The organism is Actinoplanes rectilineatus (assembly GCF_000962825.1).
Classification (GTDB): Bacteria; Actinomycetota; Actinomycetes; order Mycobacteriales; family Micromonosporaceae; genus Actinoplanes; species Actinoplanes rectilineatus.
In genome coordinates, this window is record NZ_JZKF01000001.1 from 35,728 (window position 1) to 54,948 (window position 19,221).

The following is a 19,221-nucleotide window of genomic DNA, read 5'->3' on the forward strand; positions in this document are numbered from 1 at the left end:
CCGGCCGCGCGAATCCGGCGAGATGCGTAGTCGGCCTACGTTCAGATGCGTAGTCCGACTACGTTCAGATGCCTATTCATCGAGGTGGGTAGGCGTGCTTCAATTGCCGCCGCGAGCTGATACCGAGCTTCCGGAAGACCTTCCGGAGGTGGTAATCGACCGTGTTCACGCTCAGGTACACCCGTGCGGCGATCTCGCCGTTGGTCGCTCCGTCCCGAGCCAGCGCCGCGATCGTCGCCTCCTGGGGCGTGAGGTCGCCGCCCGCGGAGGCGCCGTTGGTGGAAGTGCCGAGGGCGGAGACAGCTGACGAGGAGGCGGTGAAGGAGAAATGCGACGACGACACGGACGCGGACGGTTCTCCGGCCGCCGCGAGTTCCTGGACTGCTCTCTCCGCGTACCCCATGGCTCCTATCGCGACGAAGGCGTCCCGCGCCGCACGCAGCTGGTCCCGCGCCTCACGCCGGCGTTTCTCCCTGCGCAGCCACTCTCCGTAAACCAGATGTGCCCGCGCGAGATCCGTCCGCGACCCGATGTCCGCGAAGTGGGCGAGGGCCTCGCGATAGAGCTCGTCGGCCGTCTCTCCCCGCGCGAGAAGTGCCCGCGATCTGGCGAGCAACCCGAGCGCGCGAGGCGTGCCGGCCGCCGAGGCCCGCGAGATCAAGATGGTGAGGGTGCGCACCGCGAGCGCCCGGTCCCCCGACCGGATCGCCGCCTCCACGAGGTCCGGCAGCACCCGTGTCTGGGTCCCGAGCGGATCGTCGTCGACAAGCCCGCGCAGGATCTCGCGGGCCTCGTCGTGGTGCCCGCGACCGAGGGCGAGCAGCGCCTCGGCATAACGGGCGAGCGCGACCACCGCGCCGTGCCCGAGCGGCACCGACGCCGCGCCGATCCCGCGGATCCGCTCCGCGAGATGCTCCGCGGTGCCGCGCCACGCCAGCATCTCCGGGAACTGATAGACCTCCCACTGGTCGGTGGTGGCGCCGAGCGCCGACCGGATCTGATGGCTTTCGATCATCAACTGCTCGGCCTCGGCGAGAAAGCCCAGGTCGGCGCGGTTCGTGGAGTAGGCATAGAGGGCCGCGTCGAGTTCCCACAACGCCCCCGTGCGGCGGGCAGTCTCCACCGCCCGCTGCATGACCGCGACACCGTTGGTGACGTCCCAGCGGATCGTGCACGCCGTGACCGCCACGATGTACCGCTCGAGGAAGAGCGCGTCCGGCGTGTCCGGGGACAGCAGCGCCGCCACGCCCCGGCGCAGGATCGGTTCGGCCTGCTCATAGCCGTGCGCGATCAGCGTGGCGAACCCGGTGGCCAGGTCGTCGGCGGGCCCGGCCAGCACCGCCGTGGCGAGGTCGGCCGGGGTGGTGCCGCGCATCAGGTGTTCCGCGTTGATCGCCCACTGCACGCTGCGAAAGAGCGCCGTCTCGGTGGCCTCGGGCGTCCCGTCGCCGAACGCCCGGGCCGCTTCCAGGCAGATCGCCGCCGCGTCGGCCACGGTCCCGTCCCCGAGCGTGATCCCGGCGTAGGCGCGGGCGATCAGCGCACCTCCCCGGTCCGCGTCGTCCAGCCAGGCCGGGTTCAGGCCGTCGAGCAGCGACCGGGCCTGCAGCGGGGCGCCCGCGGTGATCGCGGCCTGCGCGGCGACCACGCGGCGGCGGGCTCGCAGCCGGTCGTCCGGCGTCAGCTCGGCGGCCCGGGCCAGGAAGCTGACCCGCGCGGCATAACCACCCCGGGCGGCCGCCCGCCCGGCACACCGTTCCAGCTCGTCGGCGACCTCCGGGTCCGGTCCGAGCGCGGCCGACGCCAGGTGCCAGGCCCGGCGGTCCGCGTCGACGGCGTCTGTGGTGGCCCCGGCCAGCGCGCGGTGTGCGGCCCGCCGTTCCCCCGGCGTGGCCCCGCTGTAAACGGCGGACCGCACGAGCGGATGCCGGAACCGGACATCGGCCTCGATCGTCACCAGCCGCACGGCCTCTGCGGGCTCCCCGGCGTCGGCGGCGACGCCGAGCACCCCCGCGGCGGCCGTGATCCGGTCCAGCCGTCCCGAGGGTTCGGCGGCGGCCAGCAGCAGCCAGGTCCGGGCCTGCGGCGGCAGCCCGTCGACCTGCCGCCGGTAATGCGCCTCGAGACGGGTGCCGATCGGCAGCGGCTCGGGCAGCTGCCGTCCGCCGAGCAACTGGTCATCGGTCAGCTCGTGACCGAGATCGGTCAGCGCGAGCGGGTTGCCGCCGGTGGCCCGGACGATCCGTGCCGCGACCGCCGGATCCAGCGGCCCACCCACCACCGCCCGCAGCAGCCCACCGGCCGCCTCGTCACCCAGGCCCTCCAGCTCGATCGCCGGAAGGCCGTCCAGCAGGCCGAACCCGTTCCCGCTCCGGACCGTGAAAACGAACCCGACCCCTTCGGCGTGCACCCGCCGCGCCACGAACGCCAGCGCCGCCGCCGACTCCCCATCCAGCCACTGGGTGTCGTCCACGCAGCACAGCAGTGGCCCGTGCGCCGTGGTCGCCTCCGCGAGCAGCCCGAGCGCGGCGAGGCTGACCAGATGCCGGTCGGCCGGCGCCCCCTCGGCTGGCGCTCCTTCGGCCGGCGTTCCTTCGGCCAGCCCGCAGGCGACCAGCAGCGCCCGGTGCTGGGCCGCCGGCAGCCGGTGCGGCAGCTCGAGGAACGGGATCAGCAGCCGGTGCAGCGCCGCGAACGGATAGTCCGCCTCCGCCTCGACCCCCGCCACCCGCAACACCCGCATCCGCCCGTCCGCGGCCCCGGCGGCGTATTCGAGCAGCGCGGTCTTGCCGATCCCCGCCTCCCCGCGCACCACCAGCACCCCGCTGAGCCCACCCGCTACCGCGTCGAGCAGCCCGTCCAGCCGTTCGAGCTCCCGCTCGCGTCCCCACAGCCCCATGCGTTGCTGAATAGGCGAGTCCGCCCCGTCGCGCAACCCCGAAGTCCACAAAGGAGCTCGCCATGAGAATGGTTCTGCTGCGCGGCTTGCCGGCCGTGATCCTGATCGTGCTGCTCCTCATCGCCCTGGCCTGGGTCTTTCAGCGCCGCGTCATCTACTTCCCGGACCGCTTCACGCCGCCGCTGCCGCCCTCCGCTCGCGCTGTGGTTCTGCACACCGTCGACGGACTGGAGCTCGCCGCGTGGTCGGTGCCCCCACCACCGGACGTCACCGACCGCCGGACCGCGGTCCTGGTGGCCCACGGCAACGGCGGCAGTCGATCGGGCCGCATGCCGCTCGCCACCGCCCTGGCCGGCCGAGGCCTGACCGTGCTCCTCCTGGACTATCGCGGCTACGGCGGCAATCCCGGCAGCCCCACCGAGCAGGGCCTGGCCCACGACGCGGACGCGGCCCGCTCCTACCTGATCGGCGAGGCCGGTTTCGCCGCCGACCGCCTGATCTACTTCGGCGAGAGCCTGGGCACCGCTGTAGCCACCGGCCTGGCCGTGCGGCACCCACCCGCCGGGCTGCTCCTGAGGTCACCGTTCACGGACTTGGCGGCCGCCGGAAGCGTGCGCTACCCCTTCCTCCCGTTACGCGCCCTGCTCCGCGACCGTTTCCCGGTGGCCGAGCGGGTCACCCAGGTGAAGGCGCCAACCATCGTGGTCTACGGCTCAGCCGACTCGATCGTCCCGCCCTCCCAGAGCCGCGCCGTGGCCGACGCCGCCGCCAACCTGACGCAGGCAATCGTCGTCCCCAACGCCGGCCACAACGACCGCACCTTCCTGGACGGCCCCGAACTGCTAGCCGCCGTCGAATCCCTGGCCGCCGCGGTCGGCTGTTCCTGATGTCAGGTATGAGGTGCAAAGGAGACCGGCCGTGGCCGATGACCGTCGATTCCGTGCAGCTGTCCAGGAGGTTGTCGACCTGGTTTTCACGGACGACATGGATCTCTTCGACGCCTTGCCTGACAAGGTTCAGGAAGTCCAGGCCTAGCCTTGTCTGTCCTGGGCGGCCCCATGACGGACGGATCCGAAATCGGGCGACTGATATCAGCGGCGATCATCGAGCCACTTTGTCGTGATGGTGCAGGTCGCGGGCCGGGTCGGGACACCGGCGTCGACATAGGACGAGGTTCCCGGTAAGACAGCAGTCGACCAGGATCCGATGCCCCAATTGGGATCCTCTCTGTGTTGTCTTATCGCGCAGCGATTCCGTTGTCCACACGTAAGTGAGGACATCGACCTGCTCTGCTGCCGCCAACGACCTTGATACGGCGATGAGCAGGATCCAGCTTCTCGCCAACGTGATCCTCGACGGCACCCTGATCCCGGTCGACCGGGTCGCCGATCAGAATCCCTACTACTCCGGTAAACACCGCTGCCACGATGTGAACTTGCAGGTCATAGCGGACGCACAGACCGATCTCATTGTGAGCTGGACGGTCTATGCAACCATGGCTATGTCGAGAGCGCAAAATTGCGTACGGAAGGCTCGCAATGAGAAATCCGAAAGGCGGAGTACTTGCTTTCTTGATCGGTTCTGCTCTGACTGGAGCAATCTATGCCAGTCAGGGCTTGGAGAAGGCTGCATTGTGGGCTAACTTGCTTGTGCTTCCTAGCATTATTGTGTTGGGATGGCAGTTGTATGCAGAATATGCATTATTCCGCCGAGTTGAGAAAGATGGAACCTCCACCGGATCGGATGATCTTGAAAAGTGGAAGCTGTACCTGGCGGAGATCCTCAGAGGGCGTTATGGCGACGAATACGCCCGACAGTTGCATGGTGCGAGTGAGATTCGGGCGTCATGGAAGATTGCAGAAGAGAGTCTTCAAGGTGACCGAAGGCCACCGGTGGCAGCGGATGGGGCCTCCTATGGGACGGGCAACCGGGAACTGAAGGTATTCAAGTCTTTACGTTTGCCGCGTATGGTGGTTCTAGGGGCGGTGGGTGCGGGGAAAACCACATTTGCTTTACGTCTCGCCCTGTCGATGCTGGCCGAAGCAGATCGTACTGTGCCCGTAGTGGTTTCTGCAGATTCGTGGCGTGTTGGCCAAGAGGATTTCGAAACCTTCATGGAACGGGAAGTAGTCACAGAATTCCCATCAACTATGGTTGGCCACAAGTCGAGCGCACGCGGTCGAGGACCATTATCCGTCGCTGCCCGGCTGCTAGCGACTGGGCGGGTGGCACCAATTGTTGACGGCTTTGACCGGCTTTCTCTTTCCGGTCAGGCCGTTGCACTTTCCTCAATTAATCTTTGGCTCGGCAGGGATCGCCCCTTAGTGCTCACTTGCGGGGGTGCAGATTACCGGCATCTGGTAGAGAATGAATCATTCACACTTCTCTCGGGATCCACTGCTATCGAGATACAGCCTTTGTCTCCGAAGGCTGTTGTCGGGTATCTCACTCGAAATACGACCGGTCTTGCTGAGGTTCACGCGAAGCGCGGGGGATTATCTGAACTGAGTTCCCTAGCGGCGCACGTATCAAGCCCACTGCTCGCCACGATGCTCCGTGGCGCGCTGACGAACCAAGAATCTCCTCTCACCCGGTTGCACGAGTTCGCTTCGAAATCGGCCGATGACCTCCGGCGTGAGATATTCAGCGTTTTCGTACGTCAGGTGGTTGATTCTGTTTCGGATAGTTTCGGCGTTACGCCGCATACTGCGCAACGGTGGATCTACATGATTGCGCAAGGAGTATCCAAACGCGGTATTACGCGCTTTGGCTGGTGGGGAATTGTATCCTGGTTGCCCCGGCGGGCCCTCGCGCTAGCCTCAGGATTGATAGCAACCATCATGGATTTTGCATTCGGCGTGGCGATCGGAGGAGTCGGTTCTACGGCAATTGTTATAAATTCAGTGAACAGTGCAGTCGTGGGAATAACTGTTGCTCTGGGTGTGGCGTTGGGTATGCGAACGCGCCCCTCGCGAATAGTACTACGTTGGCCAACCCTAAGCGAGCTAGCGCTTGGACTCATCAGTGGCGCCACAATTGGCTTGACGATCGGGTTGGCAATCTATATTTCTCTTAAAATTGGTCACCAGAAAGTGAGCTTGGGTCTGGTTCCTGTAGCGGTATTGATCGGATCTATGATCGGCCTGATCACCGGACTCGCGTCCGCATTCGACTCTGGTCCCGGCAGGCAGGATGGCCTTCCGCCCGAGCTGATCGTGAAAAGAGCGCGCCAGGGCGCTTTGGGATACGCAGCTGTCGTGAGTGGCCTGTCGTTAATCGTATACTTCTGCGGATATTGGCTAGCGCTACCATTTCTCCCGGCATCGGCCGACTGGGGGTCGCCTGCACGTGTAAGTTTCGCCGGTGCAGCGATGGGGGCGTCTAGTACTTTTATAGCTATGGTTGGCCTCAGTCGATGGTCCCAATTCCGAATTTCTCACGCATGGCTGTCGCTTACGCGGTGGATGCCGTGGCGCCTATTTAAATACATGGACGACCTCGTGTCGACGGGTCTACTAATACCGGCCGGACCTCGGCATCGGTTCGTTCATGGCCAACTCCAAGAAGTGATCCTCTTGATGAGACCGGAAAGAATAAGGATCAACATGAAAATAAGGCGATAGTGATCTCGTGATAGGTGGGTGGATCAAGAAGGTGAGCAAAGTAATCTCAGTAGGGCTTGATGTAAATGGCACGTCGTGACATGTCTGATGGTTCTGGGTATGGGTGCGGAGTCGTCGATAGGTGTATTTTTGCGGCATACATAGGCCTTCGGGAGCGCTACACGATCATCCTTTGGCGCCGAGGATAAATTGATTATTTTTCATCCGGGGTAGGTTGGGTTCTCGACCTTCTTCTGTCAGGGGTGGAGTTTCGGCAGAGAGGATCCCGGTTGGGGCATCGGATCTTGGTCGACTGCTGTCTTACCGGGAATCTCGTCCTATTTCGAAGGTGGATGTGAGAAACAGACTCGAGAGTGTCGCGTGGGCGGGACTCGATCACGCATGCGGCGGTGCCGCTGACCTGCCGCCGTTGCTCCATGAGATCTACCGGGCGGAGGATCCCGACTAGATCGTCAGTGAGCTTCGTGCACGGCTGGTTGAGCAAGGCCGTGTTGTGTACTCCGCGTCGGTGGAAGTTGTCCCTGTCCTCGTGGGCATGGTGGTGGAGGTCGGTTGCCCGGCTCGGGCGGCCTTGGTGCGGTTGATCGGTGAGATCGCTCGAGAAGCCGGCCGGGCAGCGGCGACGCAGGGGCCGAAGATCCCATGGCTGCGTATGTGGTGGAAGAACCTGCGGTCTGCTGACTGACGACGACGTCGAGGTGCGGCGCGTCGCCTCGTCGGCATTGGCGTCGGCGGAGTTCGACCAGAAGCAGTTCCTGGAGCGGCTTCTGGAGGCGTGCTCGACGGAGCAGGACGAGGCGGCACTGCTGAGGCAGTTGACAGCCATCGCCGATCTGCTGCGGGTGTCGCCGACTGCCGTCCGAGACTCGGTGGCCGACAGGGTTCTCGGCAACGTGTCGGGAGGTTCGCCGCAGGTGCGGAAGGCGGGCGCCTTCATCTTGCGAGGGCCGGATGACGCCGGAGTCTTCGTGGAGGCGCTTTCCGCCCAAGGCGTCGAGCAGTGGCGGCGAACCTGGTGTGCGCCCGGTCGGCGTCAGTCGATCGTGCTGTGGGCCGACCAACGGTCGGCCGATGATCGAGACCTTCGTCTGAGCCTGGGGACCGGGCTGCTTGAGTCGGCCGATGCGGTGACTGCATTTCCTGGTACGAGCGGACGAGCGCGTCACCGGCCCCGGAGGCGACTGGAACCACATCGATCTGGACGAGAAGCTGGCCGATACAGCCCGCAGTCTTCTCGCCGCGACGGTTGGAGAGCGTCCATCGTGATACCACCGTCGGGTTGCTCCGCGAAACGGGGCGTCAGGCGAGTCCGGGGCCAGGGAGCCGAAGTCGAGGGAGGTTGGATTGAGCAGGGAACATATCCGGATCAACAGATTCGGGTTCGGCGAGTACGAAAGAGACGCGGTGGCGGTTGCAAGCGGGATTGATTCAGAGGCGCTGGTGGCTGTCTTGACATCGATCGTGGAATCGGTTCTCTCGGAGGAGGATGGATTGTTGGAATCTTTGACGGATGAGGCTCAGGCGGATTTTGTTGTCCCGCTTGGTATGTGTGCCAAGATGCTGATCGGTGGCGACTATTCTGAGGTTGAGTTGATTTCTGCCGCGGCTACAGTGCGCTTTTGTGCCGACCCACATGTGGAAGGATTTCCGGACTCGCTGGCGCAGATGATTCTCAAGCTGCCTCGCTGAGCGATGGAGGCCCGGGCCCGGTGCCGGGATGCTGGGGTTGCGGCTAACGTTCAGGCGTGGCAAACGGATTTGTGGGATACCTGGTGGACGCTGACGAGCTGGCGGGGCTGGCCGGCAGCGCGGAGCGGATCGAAGAGCTGATCGCCGAGTCGGCTGACGACATCGCCGACTACGACGAGGAATTGCACGACGACGTGGACGAGAGCGGCGACGGCGGGCAGCCCACGCTGGTCGAGGCCCTGCGGGCGATCCCCGGGGGTGACCTGGATGACGAACATGGTGTCGTCTATGCCGCCGCCTACCGCGTCCTGGTGGAGGCGCTCGGCACCCAGCTGATCGAGGGCCATCTTTCGCCGCTCCCCGGCGGGAAGGCCGGCGTTCTGGAACTCTCCACGGCCCTGCGGGACGCCGGGGTCACCGGGCAGCTGCCGGACGGCTTCACCGTCTACGAGCCGGAGATCGACCTGCCCGCCCCGGACGACTACCCGACCGTCGTCACCCTCAGCGCCGAGCAGTGCGCCAAGGCCGCCCAGGAGTACGAGGCCGCCCTGTCCTCCCTGGCCGTCGGGTCCCGGCTGCGGGCCGCCGCCCAAGACCTGATCGTCTGGTTCCGCACCGCCCGCGACGCCGACCGAGACCTGATCATCTTCTTCGGCTGAAGGAGCCGGGCCAGCCGTGCACAATATGGGCGGCAAGGGTCGGGACAAAAATCTGAGGCCTGATCCCAATGCGGTGGGCCCTCACTCGACATTTTCAATTGACGGGACTACGGGACAGACCAAAAAATACGCGACTTGGGAATTCCAGACAAATCCGCGGAATCCTGCTCCGTGAGAAATGTCCGTGCGGTTCGATCGTCAAGGGCCTGCGCACACAAATGCAGACGGCAAAATAGTTCCGACGCCGCATATCAATATGCCTAACGGCGACGCGCGCACGGCTGAAGCATGGGAGACTCCTGGAAATGGCGGATCTTGTCCTATCTGACGACGAAGGTTTCGGGTATGTCCTGCGTTGGTATTCGGAGCAATGCGACGGCGATTGGGAGCATGAGTTCGGCATTCGTCTCGAGTCTCTCGATAATCCGGGATGGAATCTTCGAATTGATATTGGGGGAACTGATTTAGAAGGCGTGTTGTTGGCGTGGTTCAGGAGGGATTATGAGGTTGGACGATGGATGATGGCTTACTCCGATGGGGTCGTATTTGAGGCGAATTGCGACCCGTCCTCGCTCTATCTCGCCGTTGATGAATTCAAGCGATTAGTGGACACTCGGTAATAAAGCTTCGGGCGGCAACTCGTGAAACGCGGAGATGTCGCCCGAAGTGCTGACAATTTAGGTACGGGGGTGAGTCGGCGGTGAGGGCGGCTCTGCTGCGCGGCACGCCGACCGTGGTGCTGATCGTGCTGCTCCTGACGGTGTTGGCTTGGGCGTTTCAGCGTCGCGTCATCTACTTCCGGACGGGGTGGCGCCGTCGATGCCCTCTGGGGTTCGCGCGGTGGGGCTGCGTACCTCGGATGGGTGGATTTAGCTTCGTGGCCGGTGGCGCCACCCTCCGGTGTGGAGAGTCAGCGGATCGTCGTTCTGGCGGCACGCGGTAATGGGGCAACCGGCTGGGGCGGATGCTGCTTGCCAATGCTCTCGCTCATATGGGGCTTATCGTTCTGCTGCTGGACTATCGGGGCTCGGCTGCGGGCGGCCGTCGAGGATCTGCTCGTCTGGTTCCGCACTGCCCGCGACGCCGACCGGGATCTGATTATTTCTACGGGTGGGAAAGGCTAGGAAGACCGGGACGGCTCCAGCAAGCGGGCCAACTCCTCCAGGCTGGTCACCGTCAGGCCGGCGGCTACGCCTCGGACGCCGACGGTGTGGGCTCCGGCGGCCCGGCCTGCCTGGACGCCTACCTCGGCGTCCTCGACGACCATGCAGCGGGTTGGGTCGACGCCCAGCTTGGACGCGGCCAGCAGGTAGCCCTCCGGGGACGGTTTGCCCTCGGTGATGTCCTCGATCGTCACCGTCAGCGGGGGAGTGATGCCGGCCGCCCCCAGCCGCGCCTTCGCCAACCGCACGTCTGCGCTGGTCACCACCGCCCACGGGATGCCGCGCGATTCCAGCACAGCCAGCAGCTCGTGGGCTCCGGGGATTGCCGTCACGTCGGACAGGTCGTCGTACTGCAGGTCCAGTTGGCGGGCCGCCGCCGCTGCCACCTCGGCGTCGGTCGCCGACGGGAGGAAGCGGCGGGCGGTCGGCAGCGACGGCGAACCGTGTGCGACGGCCAGCACCGCCTCCGGGTCCACGCCGTACTCGGCGGCCCACGTGCGCCACGCCCGCTCCACGGCTGGATGTGACTCGACCAGCGTCCCGTCCATGTCCAGGAGCACCGCCGCCGGTTCAAGCCCCGTCATGAAAGCCTCCACCCTAATTAAGCTCGATACCGAAGCATAATAGAAGGTCGGGCCTTCCTTCGCCTGTAGAAGAAGGCGGAAAGCAGCGCGCCGCGGCGCCCCCGCTTCTGTGATCCGGGTCAGAAGCTGCGCGTCGGCAGGCTGGGGTCGGCAACACGTGGGTAGTTAGGTTAGCCTGTCCTTTCTTTTACGAGGGGCGATGAAGTGCGGTGGATCGGAAGAGGCGCACGCCGCCCACCCGATCACCGATCCTGCCGCCGGCCACAAAAGTCCGAGGGCGGCGCGGTCCGGGTCCGTACCCAGCGCCTGGCCCGCGCCGAGGTGGCTGACCCCAACCCACGAAAGGTGACGAACATGGACACCGTGCTGACCACGCTGGGCACCGCATGAGCCTGGACGCCGGCGGCGTGCTCCGGCGTACCATCCGCGACCAGCGCGGCCGGGTCGCGGCCGGTGTCGCGTTCCTCTGCCTGCACCAGGCCTCCGAGGCGATGGTGCCGGTGGCGATCGGCCTGACCATCGACCGGGCGGTCGCCACCTCGGACACCGGCGCACTGCTGATCGCGCTGGCCGGGCTGGCGCTGCTCTTCACGGTCCTGGCGTTCGCCTGGCGGATCGGCGCCCGGTTCGGGGTCGTCGCCGTCGAACACGAGACGCACCGGATGCGGCTGGAGATCGCCGGGCGGGCGCTCGACCCGCGCGGCCAGCGGTCCGGCATGCGGGACGGGGAGCTGCTGTCGGTCACCGCGTCGGACACCGAGCATGCCGCGCTGGTGGTGCAGGCGTCCAGCATGATCCTCGCCGCCTGCACCGCACTGATCGTTTCCGCCATTGCACTGCTGGTCGTCGATCCGGTGCTCGGCGGGGGTGTGCTTCTCGGCGTACCCCTCGTGCTTCTGGGTCTGCAACGGCTCGGACCACTGATCACCCGGCGCGGAGAGGCCCAGCAGGAGGCCCTCGCCTCGGCCACCGCGACGGCTGTCGATCTGGTCGCCGGCCTGCGGGTGCTGCGCGGTCTGGGCGCGCAGGACCACGCGGCCCGGCGCTACGCGGCGGCCAGCAGTGCCGCGCTGGCCGGAACCCTGCACGCGGCCCGGGCCAAGGGCATGCAGCAGGGTGTGACCACCGCGATCAACGGCCTGCTGCTCGCGGTGATCGCCGGGGTGGCCGGCTGGTTCGCGATTCAGGGCCGGATCACGATCGGCGAGCTGGTGGCCGTTGTCGGTCTGGCGCAGTTCGTCGCCGAGCCGGTGCAGGCGCTGGGCTGGTGCCTGCAGCTGCTGGCGACCGCGAAGGCGTCGGCCGCCCGGGTGGCCCGGGTGCTGGGCGCGGCGCCGCTCGTCGGGTCCGGCTCGGCGGCGGCGCCACCCGCGGCACCGGAGCGGCTGGTGCTGTCCGGGATCGGTCACGGCGGTCTCGACGGTCTCTCTCTGCGGGTCGCCGCCGGTGAGGTGGTCGGCATCATGGTGTACGAACCGAAGCACGCGGAGTCCCTCGTGGCGGTGCTGGCCGGAACCGTGCCCCGTGAGGACTACCGCGGTGAGATCCGGGTCGACGGCGTGCCTGTCGAGGAGCTGGACCTGGCCGCCGCCCGCGGTGTGGTGCTCGTCGAACCGCACGACGTCACCCTGTTCGAGGGCACCTTGCGGGACAACATCGCCGCCGGTGTCCCCGACGAGCGTATCGACGCGGCGGTCCGGGCGGCCGCCGCCGACGACATCGTCGCGTCCCAGCCCGACGGCCTGGACCAGGTGCTGACCGAACGCGGCGCCAACCTGTCCGGCGGGCAACGGCAACGGGTCGCGCTGGCCCGGGCGCTGGCCGCCGCGTCGCCGGTGCTGGTGCTGCACGACCCGGCGACCGCGGTGGACGCCGTCACCGAGTCGCTGATCGCCGAACGGCTGGTCGCCGCTCGTGCCGGGGAGTCCCGGGCCACGGTCGTGGTGACCAGCAGCCCGGCCCTGCTCGGCGTGGCCGACCGGGTCGCCGTGCTCGACGACGGCCGGATCGTCGCCGAGGGCGCCCACGAGGAACTGGCCGCGTCCGACCCCCGATACCGCGAGGCGGTGCTCCGATGAGCCGTGTCCTGCTCCCGGTCGCTTCGGCCCGGGACACCTGGCGGGCCACCCGCGCCGAGTTCGCCGAGCTGCCGGGCCTGAGTGCCACGGCCGCGGTGCTGCTGATCGCCGCGGCGGCGAGTGGACTGGTCGCGCCCTGGGTGTTGGGCCGGCTCGTCGACGACGTGATCGGCGGTGCCGACACCGGCCGGATCGTGGTCCGGGTCGCGGTGATCGCCGCGGCGGCTCTGGTCGGTGGGGTGCTGACCGCGGTGGCCGCGACGGTGTCCGCCCGGCTCGGCGAGACCGTGCTGGCCCGGCTGCGCGAACGCGTGATGGACCGGGCCCTGCACCTGCCGTCCGCCACCCTGGAACGGTCCGGCACCGGTGACCTGGTCGCCCGGGCCGGCGACGACGTGGCGCAGGTGGCGAACGTGCTGACCACGGCCGGCCCGCTGCTGGCCGGGGCGGCGACGACGGTGCTGCTCACCGCGGGTGGACTGTTCGCCCTGGACTGGCGACTGGGCCTGGCCGGGCTCGCTGCCGCACCCGGGTACGCGCTCGCGCTGCGCTGGTATCTGCCTCGGGCGCAGCCGTACTACGCGCGGGAACGGATCGCCGCCGGGGAACGCTCGCAGGCGATGGCCGGGGCGCTGCAAGGGGTGGCGACGGTTCGGGCGTACCGCACCGAGCGGGAGCACCTGGACCGGATCGGTGACCGGTCGGCGGCCGGACGGGACCTGTCCATCGAGGTCTTCCGGCTTTACACCCGTTTCACGGTACGCGGAAACCGCGCCGAGTACTTCGGCCTGGCGGCGGTGCTGGTCGCCGGGTTTGTGCTGGTGCGCACCGGGCAGGGCACGGTCGGCGCGGCCACCGCGGCGGCGCTCTACTTCCACCGGCTGTTCAACCCGATCGGTCTGCTGATCATGCAGGCGGACGTCCTGCTGCAGGCGAACGCGGCCCTGTCCCGGCTGGTCGGGGTGGCGTCGCTGCCGCCGGTGCCGGAAGCCGCCGCCGACGTGCCGGAACCGGACGGGGCGCTGGAGGTGCTGGTCGCCGAACACCGGTACGAGGGCGGCCCGGTGGTGCTCGCCGAGGTCACACTCCGCATCGAACCGGGGGAGCGGGTCGCGCTGGTCGGGGCCTCCGGGGCGGGCAAGAGCACCCTGGCGCTCATCGCGGCGGGAGTGATCATGCCTAGCGACGGCAAAGTGGCGCTTGGCGGCGTACCCCTGAACGATCTCGGCGAGGCACGGACCCGGCGGCGAATCGCCCTGATCAGCCAAGAGGTGCATGTCTTTGCGGGTCCGCTGGCGGAGGATCTGCGGCTGGCGCGGCCGGGGGCGACCGAGCGGGAGCTGCATCTGGCGCTGGAGCGGGCCGGGGCGACCGGGTGGTTGCGGGCGCTGCCGGACGGCCTGGACACGCATGTCGGCGAGGGCGGTCACCGGTTGACGGCGGCGCAGGCTCAGCAGTTGGCTCTGGCCCGGCTGATTCTGGCTGATCCGGATGTCGCTGTTCTGGACGAGGCGACCGCGGAGGCGGGCAGTGCCGGGGCCCGTGACCTGGACCGGGCTGCGACTGCGGCGTTGGAGGGGCGGACCGCGCTGATCGTCGCGCATCGGTTGAGTCAGGCGGCCGGGGCCGACCGGATTCTGGTGCTCGAGCAGGGGCGGGTCGCCGAGGAGGGCAGCCACGAGGAGTTGCTCCGATCCGGCGGTCGGTATCGGCACCTGTGGGATGTGTGGAATGTCGGATAAATCGAATATTTAGGAAATAGCGTGGCTAATTTTAAGATCCGTAAAGCGGTGGATCCGCATGTGCTGCTGCTGGACGTGGTCCGCAGTGCGCGGGTGTCACCGAACGTGATGCGGGTGACGCTCGGTGGCGAAGGGCTGTCGCGGTTCACGCCGCTCGGCTTCGACCAATGGTTCCGGCTGTTCCTGCCGCGGCCCGGCCAGGACGCGTTGAAGCTGCCGACCCGTACGTCCGGACTCTGGTACGCGCAGTACCTGGCCACGGCGAAGCCGAAACGACCGTTCGTGCGCAACTACACGGTCCGGTCCCATCGCCCGGGGGAATTGGACGTGGACTTCATCGTGCACCTGGAGGAGGACGGCAGCTGCGGGCCGGCGACGTCGTTCGCGCTGAACGCCGCCGCGGGCGACCAGGTCGGACTGCTGGACCAGGGCATCGGCTACAACCCCCGGCACGACCATGCGTGGACCTTGCTGGTCGCCGACGAGACGGGGCTGCCGGCCGTGGCGGGGATCTGCGAGTCGCTGCCGGACGACGCGCAGGGCGTGGCGGTCGTGGAGATCCCGGCCGACGAGGACCGGCAGGACTTCCGCGTCCCGGCGGGCGTCCGCATCCTGTGGGTGCCTCGGGGCGACAAGGGTGGCGTACCCGGAGAATCGGCGTTGGCGGCGTTGCGGGAGCTGTCGTTCCCGGACGGTCCCGTCTACGCCTACCTGGTGGGGGAGTCTGCCCTGGTCACCGGCGGCCGGCGGCACCTGGTCACCGACCGCGCCGTCCCGAAGACGAACGTCGACTTCATCGGCTACTGGCGCCACGGCCACGCCGCCATGTGATCCCTCCAGACCGGATCTCGCCGGGCCGTCGTCGGGGGTCAGACCCCAGCCGTCGTCCATGGTTCTCCCGCGCAGCCAGTCGGCCACCAGCGACGGCTCGGGTTGCCCGGCCGTCGTCCACGGTCGTTATCGGCTCATCGAGGGACCGTGGCCGACGGCCCGAGTGGCCGAGCCGTCGGCCACGGTTCATTTTTGGCTGCTGAGGAGCCGTGGCGGACGGCTGGGCGCTCCGAGCCGTCGTCCAGGGTTGGGTTGCGGTGTCGAGGGAGCCGTGAGTGACGGCTGGGTTGCTCGGGCCGTGGTCCAGGGTTCGCATCGGCTGGTCGAGGAGCCATGTGCGACGGCTGCCAGCTCCGAGCCGTCGTTCACGGCTGCCGCACGGAAACCGAGCCGCGGACGGTCGCCACCCACCACTCTCCCCGGGCTTGCCGGTCGACCACCAACGACGGCTCGGGAGCACCAGCCGTCGTCCGTGGTCGCCTTTTCGCTCACGACGGGATCCTGTTGAGGAACGCGGTGGTTTCGATGTCGGCCGCCTCCGACCTGGCGGCGACGACGTTCACCACGGCGGTCGTCGCGAGCAGCAACACCGGAACACTCAGGAGAGCGCCGACGATTTTCAGCATTCTGCGCATGATGCCCGTTCCCCGCGACGGCCCGTCCTCCGCGGCCGTTCCAGTGCATCAGGAGCGCCGTTCTGCGCCCATTCGCCGATGTCACCGGTCCGTCATGACACCTGTCCTGACGTGGGGCGGGGCAGGTGCAGGTGGAAGGCGGCGCCGCCGCCGGGGGCGTCGGTGATGCCGATGCTGCCGTGGTGGCCGCGCATGATCCGCTGACACGTCGACAGGCCGATGCCGTGGCCCTTGCCCGCGGCCGGATCCACCTGGGCGAACATCGCGAACACCCGGTCGCGGTGTTCCGCCGGGATGCCGACGCCGTTGTCGGCGACCGTGACCGTCCAGCCGTCGGCGTCGACCGCGCAGGTCACCTCGACCTGCGGTGCCCGGTCCGGGTGGTGGTACTTCACCGCGTTGTCGATCAGGTTCTGCAGCAGCTGGCGCAGCATCGTCGGGTCGCCGGTGACCTCCGGCAGCCGGTCGCGGACCAGGATCGTCGCGCCGGCGCCGGAGATCGCGGTCCGCAGGTCGGTGGTGACGCTGGACATGATGTCGTTCAGGTCGACCGGCACCATCTCGTAGGTGGCGTGCCCGGCCCGGGCGTAGTCCAGCAACGATGTGACCAGTTGTTGCATGCGGTCCAGGGACCGGACCGCGCCGTCGATCCACCGGACGGCCTGCGGGTCGAGGTCGTCGCCGTACCGGTCGGTGATCATGTCGAGGTAGCCGTGGGCACCGGACAGCGGGCGTACCAGATCATGGCTTGCCGCGGCGGCGAAGCCCTCCAGTTCGTCGTTGCTGCGCCGCAGGTCCGCCACGACGGTGGCCAGCTGGGCCTGACGCTGGGTGAGCTCGCCGTGGATGATCTCCAGGCGGAGGCGCTGGAGTTCGGTCTCGGCGGCCAGGGCGGCGTTGAGGCGGGCCTGGCGGCGGCGTTCGAAGAGGCCGATCAGGACGACGGCGAGGTCTTCGAGGCGGTGCTGCTGGCCGGGGGTGAGGGTCCGGACCGCGGTGTCGAACAGGCAGAGGGTGCCGAGGGCGAAGCCGGCCGGGGTGACCAGCGGCGCGGAGGTGTAGAAGCGGACCTGGGCGCGTCGGCCGTCGACCCACGGGCTGGTGGCGTAGTCGGGGTGCAGCCGCGCGTCCGGCACGTGCACCAGCACGCCGTTGCGGAAGTGCAGGTCGCACATCGACTCGCTGCGGTCGATGTCGCGCCCGGGGAAGCCGACCGTGGTGAGCTGGCACTGCCGGGTCGCGTCGATGAGGTTGAGGGAGGCGGTCGGTACGCCGGCGAGTTCGGCGGCGATCCGGACCACGGCGGTGAGCTCGTCGTCGGCGGGGGTGTCCAGCAGGGCGTACTCGTGCAGGGCGGCGAGCCGTTCCTGCTCGAGGTCGGGAAGGTCGACCAGGAGGGAGGTCACGGACCCTACATCGGTAACCGGCGCCGTCGGCTTAGAGCACCTTGGCGAGCTGCAGCACCGCTGGCCCGATGATCACCACGAAGATCGCCGGGAACATGCAGGCGAGCACCGGGAAGAGAAGCTTCACCGGGATCTTCTGGGCGGTCTCCTCGGCCCGCTGGCGGCGCCGGGTGCGCTGGTCGTTGGCGTGCTCGCGCAGGATGGTGGCCACCGAGATGCCCAGTTCGCCGGCCTGGACCAGGGCGGTGACCAGGCGTTTGAGGTCGCGGACCGTGGTGCGTTCGGTGAGGTCGCGCAGCGCGTCGGCGCGGGAGACGCCGAGCCGCATCTCCTGCAGGACCCGGCGCAGTTCGTCGGACATCGGGCCTTTCATGGCCCGGGTGACCTGGTCCATCGCCGAGTCCAGGCCGAGGCCGGCCTCCACCCCGATGACCAGGGCGTCCATCGTGTCGGGCAGGGCGCGTAGCAGTGCCTCCTGCCGTTTCGCCCCGGCGTTGTAGATGAGGATCTGGGGCAGGAGGTATCCGGCGGCGATGCCGAGTATCAGGCCGAGGACGACGCGGTAGCCGCCGCCCAGGTTGTTGCCGAGTAGCGGGCCGAAGATGCCGAGGCCTAGGACGGTGAGCGGGCGGGTTCGGATCACCCGGGCGATGGGCCAGTCGGCCGGGTTGCCGGCGATGTCCAGGCCGTGGCTGAGCCGTTCCCTGTCGCCGGGCAGGGTGATCAGCTCGCCGATCCGGTCCAGGGTTCCGGCCGCGGTGGTCTCCGGCGTGGTGGTGATCACGGCGATGTCCGCGCCGCCGTTGGCGCGGTTGGTGTAGAGCGCGAGGGACTTGAGCAGTTGTTCCCAGCGGGGCGGGGGCATGGCCACCGCGACCGCGGCCAGCATGATCGAGGCGCAGACGCCGACGACCCCGACGGCGAGGAGTATCACGCTGTCACACCTCCACCCGGACGATGGCCCGGAGCCAGAAGGAGCCGACGATCATCATGAAGATGGCGACGGCGAGCATCGCGATGCCGAGCGGCTCGGTGAACAGCGGTTTCAGGTATCCCGGGTTGCTCACGTAGATCATGACGGCGGCGAAGACCGGAAGAGCGGTCAGCACGTACGCCGAGATGCGCCCCTCGCCGGAGAGCGCCCGCACCTGGCGGAACAGGTAGGCGCGTTCCTTCATGGTGTCGGCGGTGGTCTCCATGACCTCGACGACGCTGCCGCCCACCTCCTTCTGCAGGCGCAGCGCCATCACCAGCCAGGTCATCTCGGTGCTGTTCATCCGCTCGCCGATGCGTTCCAGGGCGTCCTCGAAGTCGCCGCTGATCCGGGTCTCGGCCAGCGCCCGGCGCAGTTCGACCGCGACCGGCCCGTCGTCGTCGCGGACCGCGGCCTCGACCGACTGCTGGAGGGTGAAGCCGGAGCGCAGCGAACTCATCAGCAGTTGCAGGGCGCCGGGCAGTTCGTCGTTGAAGGTACGTTCCCGGCGGGTGATCTTGGAGCGCAGCGCGAGCCGGGCGCCGAGGAAACCGGCCAGGAACCCGATCAGGAAACCGGCCGGGCGCATCAGGAACGGCAGCGGGAGGAAGAACGCCAGCACGGCGCCGAGGATCGCCCCGACGATGGCCCGCACGACCAGCCATTCGCCGGGGCGCAGCACGCCGCCGAGGCGGTCCAGCATCGGGATGTCCTGCTCGGCGATCTTCAGCAGGGCCGGCTGGTCCTCCACCCAGCGCCCGGCGCGGGCCAGTTCCCGGCGTATCAGCGGGGGTTCGGCGTCGTCGCGGCGTACCGAGAACTGGCGCAGCACGGCGAGGCGCCGCTGCATCGGCGTCTTGCCGAAGAACTGCATCAGGATCACGTACGCGATCATGAAAGAGGCCGAGAATCCGGCGAGCAGGCCGATCAGCATCGGGT

Annotated in this window: 14 protein-coding genes and 1 pseudogene; 9 read left to right on the forward strand and 6 right to left on the reverse strand. The window is 67.9% G+C overall.

The annotated features are described in order from the left end of the window. Positions 1–76 precede the first annotated feature (76 nt). Positions 77–2,899, reverse strand: a complete 2,823-nt coding sequence (locus tag WH85_RS00155; RefSeq protein ID WP_045739537.1) for a helix-turn-helix transcriptional regulator — start codon at positions 2,897–2,899, stop codon at positions 77–79. Positions 2,900–2,961: 62 nt separating this feature from the next. On the opposite strand from WH85_RS00155, the gene WH85_RS00160 reads away from it, so the two are divergent. The 6 genes and pseudogenes from WH85_RS00160 (at position 2,962) to WH85_RS48345 (ending at position 9,490) form a co-directional block, all read left to right on the forward strand. Continuing rightward, positions 2,962–3,786, forward strand: a complete 825-nt coding sequence (locus WH85_RS00160) for an alpha/beta hydrolase (protein WP_211275241.1) — start codon at positions 2,962–2,964, stop codon at positions 3,784–3,786. 401 nt (positions 3,787–4,187) lie between these two features. Further along, a pseudogene (locus tag WH85_RS52655) lies at positions 4,188–4,370 on the forward strand (IS5/IS1182 family transposase); the annotation flags it as partial. 67 nt (positions 4,371–4,437) lie between these two features. Next, positions 4,438–6,522: an NACHT domain-containing protein gene (locus tag WH85_RS49810; protein ID WP_169792387.1), complete on the forward strand. Its 2,085-nt coding sequence runs from the start codon at positions 4,438–4,440 to the stop codon at positions 6,520–6,522. A gap of 1,344 nt (positions 6,523–7,866) precedes the next feature. After that, positions 7,867–8,211, forward strand: a complete 345-nt coding sequence (locus WH85_RS00165; protein ID WP_045739538.1) for a hypothetical protein — start codon at positions 7,867–7,869, stop codon at positions 8,209–8,211. Between the two features lie 56 nt (positions 8,212–8,267). Then, positions 8,268–8,870, forward strand: coding sequence for a DUF7691 family protein (locus tag WH85_RS00170; protein ID WP_157410649.1), 603 nt, complete (start codon positions 8,268–8,270; stop codon positions 8,868–8,870). A 305-nt stretch (positions 8,871–9,175) separates the two neighbouring features. Further along, complete coding sequence (locus WH85_RS48345) at positions 9,176–9,490, forward strand: Imm53 family immunity protein (RefSeq protein ID WP_083448670.1); 315 nt, start codon at positions 9,176–9,178, stop codon at positions 9,488–9,490. A gap of 500 nt (positions 9,491–9,990) precedes the next feature. Here the strand turns inward: WH85_RS48345 and WH85_RS00175 are convergent, their stop codons facing one another. Then, positions 9,991–10,617 carry an HAD-IA family hydrolase gene (locus tag WH85_RS00175; RefSeq protein ID WP_052720062.1) on the reverse strand — a complete coding sequence of 209 codons (627 nt, stop codon included), beginning with the start codon at positions 10,615–10,617 and terminating at the stop codon, positions 9,991–9,993. Between the two features lie 386 nt (positions 10,618–11,003). On the opposite strand from WH85_RS00175, the gene WH85_RS00180 reads away from it, so the two are divergent. From WH85_RS00180 to WH85_RS00190, 3 genes are read left to right on the forward strand one after another with little or no spacing between them, the layout of a single operon-like run. Then, positions 11,004–12,695: an ABC transporter transmembrane domain-containing protein gene (locus WH85_RS00180; RefSeq protein WP_045739540.1), complete on the forward strand. Its 1,692-nt coding sequence runs from the start codon at positions 11,004–11,006 to the stop codon at positions 12,693–12,695. Next, positions 12,692–14,437 carry an ABC transporter ATP-binding protein gene (locus WH85_RS00185; RefSeq protein WP_045739541.1) on the forward strand — a complete coding sequence of 582 codons (1,746 nt, stop codon included), beginning with the start codon at positions 12,692–12,694 and terminating at the stop codon, positions 14,435–14,437. The genes WH85_RS00180 and WH85_RS00185 overlap by 4 nt, the downstream gene beginning before the upstream one ends. Before the next feature lie 21 nt (positions 14,438–14,458). Continuing rightward, positions 14,459–15,268, forward strand: coding sequence for a siderophore-interacting protein (locus tag WH85_RS00190; protein WP_045739542.1), 810 nt, complete (start codon positions 14,459–14,461; stop codon positions 15,266–15,268). Positions 15,269–15,756: 488 nt separating this feature from the next. Here the strand turns inward: WH85_RS00190 and WH85_RS49815 are convergent, their stop codons facing one another. The 4 genes from WH85_RS49815 to WH85_RS00205 form a co-directional block, all read right to left on the reverse strand. Next, complete coding sequence (locus WH85_RS49815; RefSeq protein ID WP_157410650.1) at positions 15,757–15,894, reverse strand: hypothetical protein; 138 nt, start codon at positions 15,892–15,894, stop codon at positions 15,757–15,759. 101 nt (positions 15,895–15,995) lie between these two features. Continuing rightward, complete coding sequence (locus tag WH85_RS00195; protein WP_045739543.1) at positions 15,996–17,309, reverse strand: ATP-binding protein; 1,314 nt, start codon at positions 17,307–17,309, stop codon at positions 15,996–15,998. A 31-nt stretch (positions 17,310–17,340) separates the two neighbouring features. Beyond that, on the reverse strand, positions 17,341–18,243 hold the full coding sequence (locus WH85_RS00200) for a type II secretion system F family protein (protein WP_052720020.1): 903 nt from the start codon (positions 18,241–18,243) through the stop codon (positions 17,341–17,343). 4 nt (positions 18,244–18,247) lie between these two features. Continuing rightward, positions 18,248–19,216: a type II secretion system F family protein gene (locus WH85_RS00205; protein WP_052720021.1), complete on the reverse strand. Its 969-nt coding sequence runs from the start codon at positions 19,214–19,216 to the stop codon at positions 18,248–18,250. Positions 19,217–19,221 lie beyond the last annotated feature (5 nt).

Bases quoted from the DNA above. Each gene is read 5' to 3' on its own strand.
- WH85_RS00175 (WP_052720062.1), bottom strand. From the start codon at position 10,617: ATGACGGGGCTTGAACCGGCGGCGGTGCTCCTGGACATGGACGGGACG.
- WH85_RS48345 (WP_083448670.1), top strand. From the start codon at position 9,176: ATGGCGGATCTTGTCCTATCTGACGACGAAGGTTTCGGGTATGTCCTG.
- WH85_RS00160 (WP_211275241.1), top strand. From the start codon at position 2,962: ATGAGAATGGTTCTGCTGCGCGGCTTGCCGGCCGTGATCCTGATCGTG.
- WH85_RS00155 (WP_045739537.1), bottom strand. From the start codon at position 2,899: ATGGGGCTGTGGGGACGCGAGCGGGAGCTCGAACGGCTGGACGGGCTG.
- WH85_RS49815 (WP_157410650.1), bottom strand. From the start codon at position 15,894: ATGCTGAAAATCGTCGGCGCTCTCCTGAGTGTTCCGGTGTTGCTGCTC.
- WH85_RS00185 (WP_045739541.1), top strand. From the start codon at position 12,692: ATGAGCCGTGTCCTGCTCCCGGTCGCTTCGGCCCGGGACACCTGGCGG.
- WH85_RS00205 (WP_052720021.1), bottom strand. From the start codon at position 19,216: ATGCTGATCGGCCTGCTCGCCGGATTCTCGGCCTCTTTCATGATCGCG.
- WH85_RS00180 (WP_045739540.1), top strand. From the start codon at position 11,004: ATGAGCCTGGACGCCGGCGGCGTGCTCCGGCGTACCATCCGCGACCAG.
- WH85_RS49810 (WP_169792387.1), top strand. From the start codon at position 4,438: ATGAGAAATCCGAAAGGCGGAGTACTTGCTTTCTTGATCGGTTCTGCT.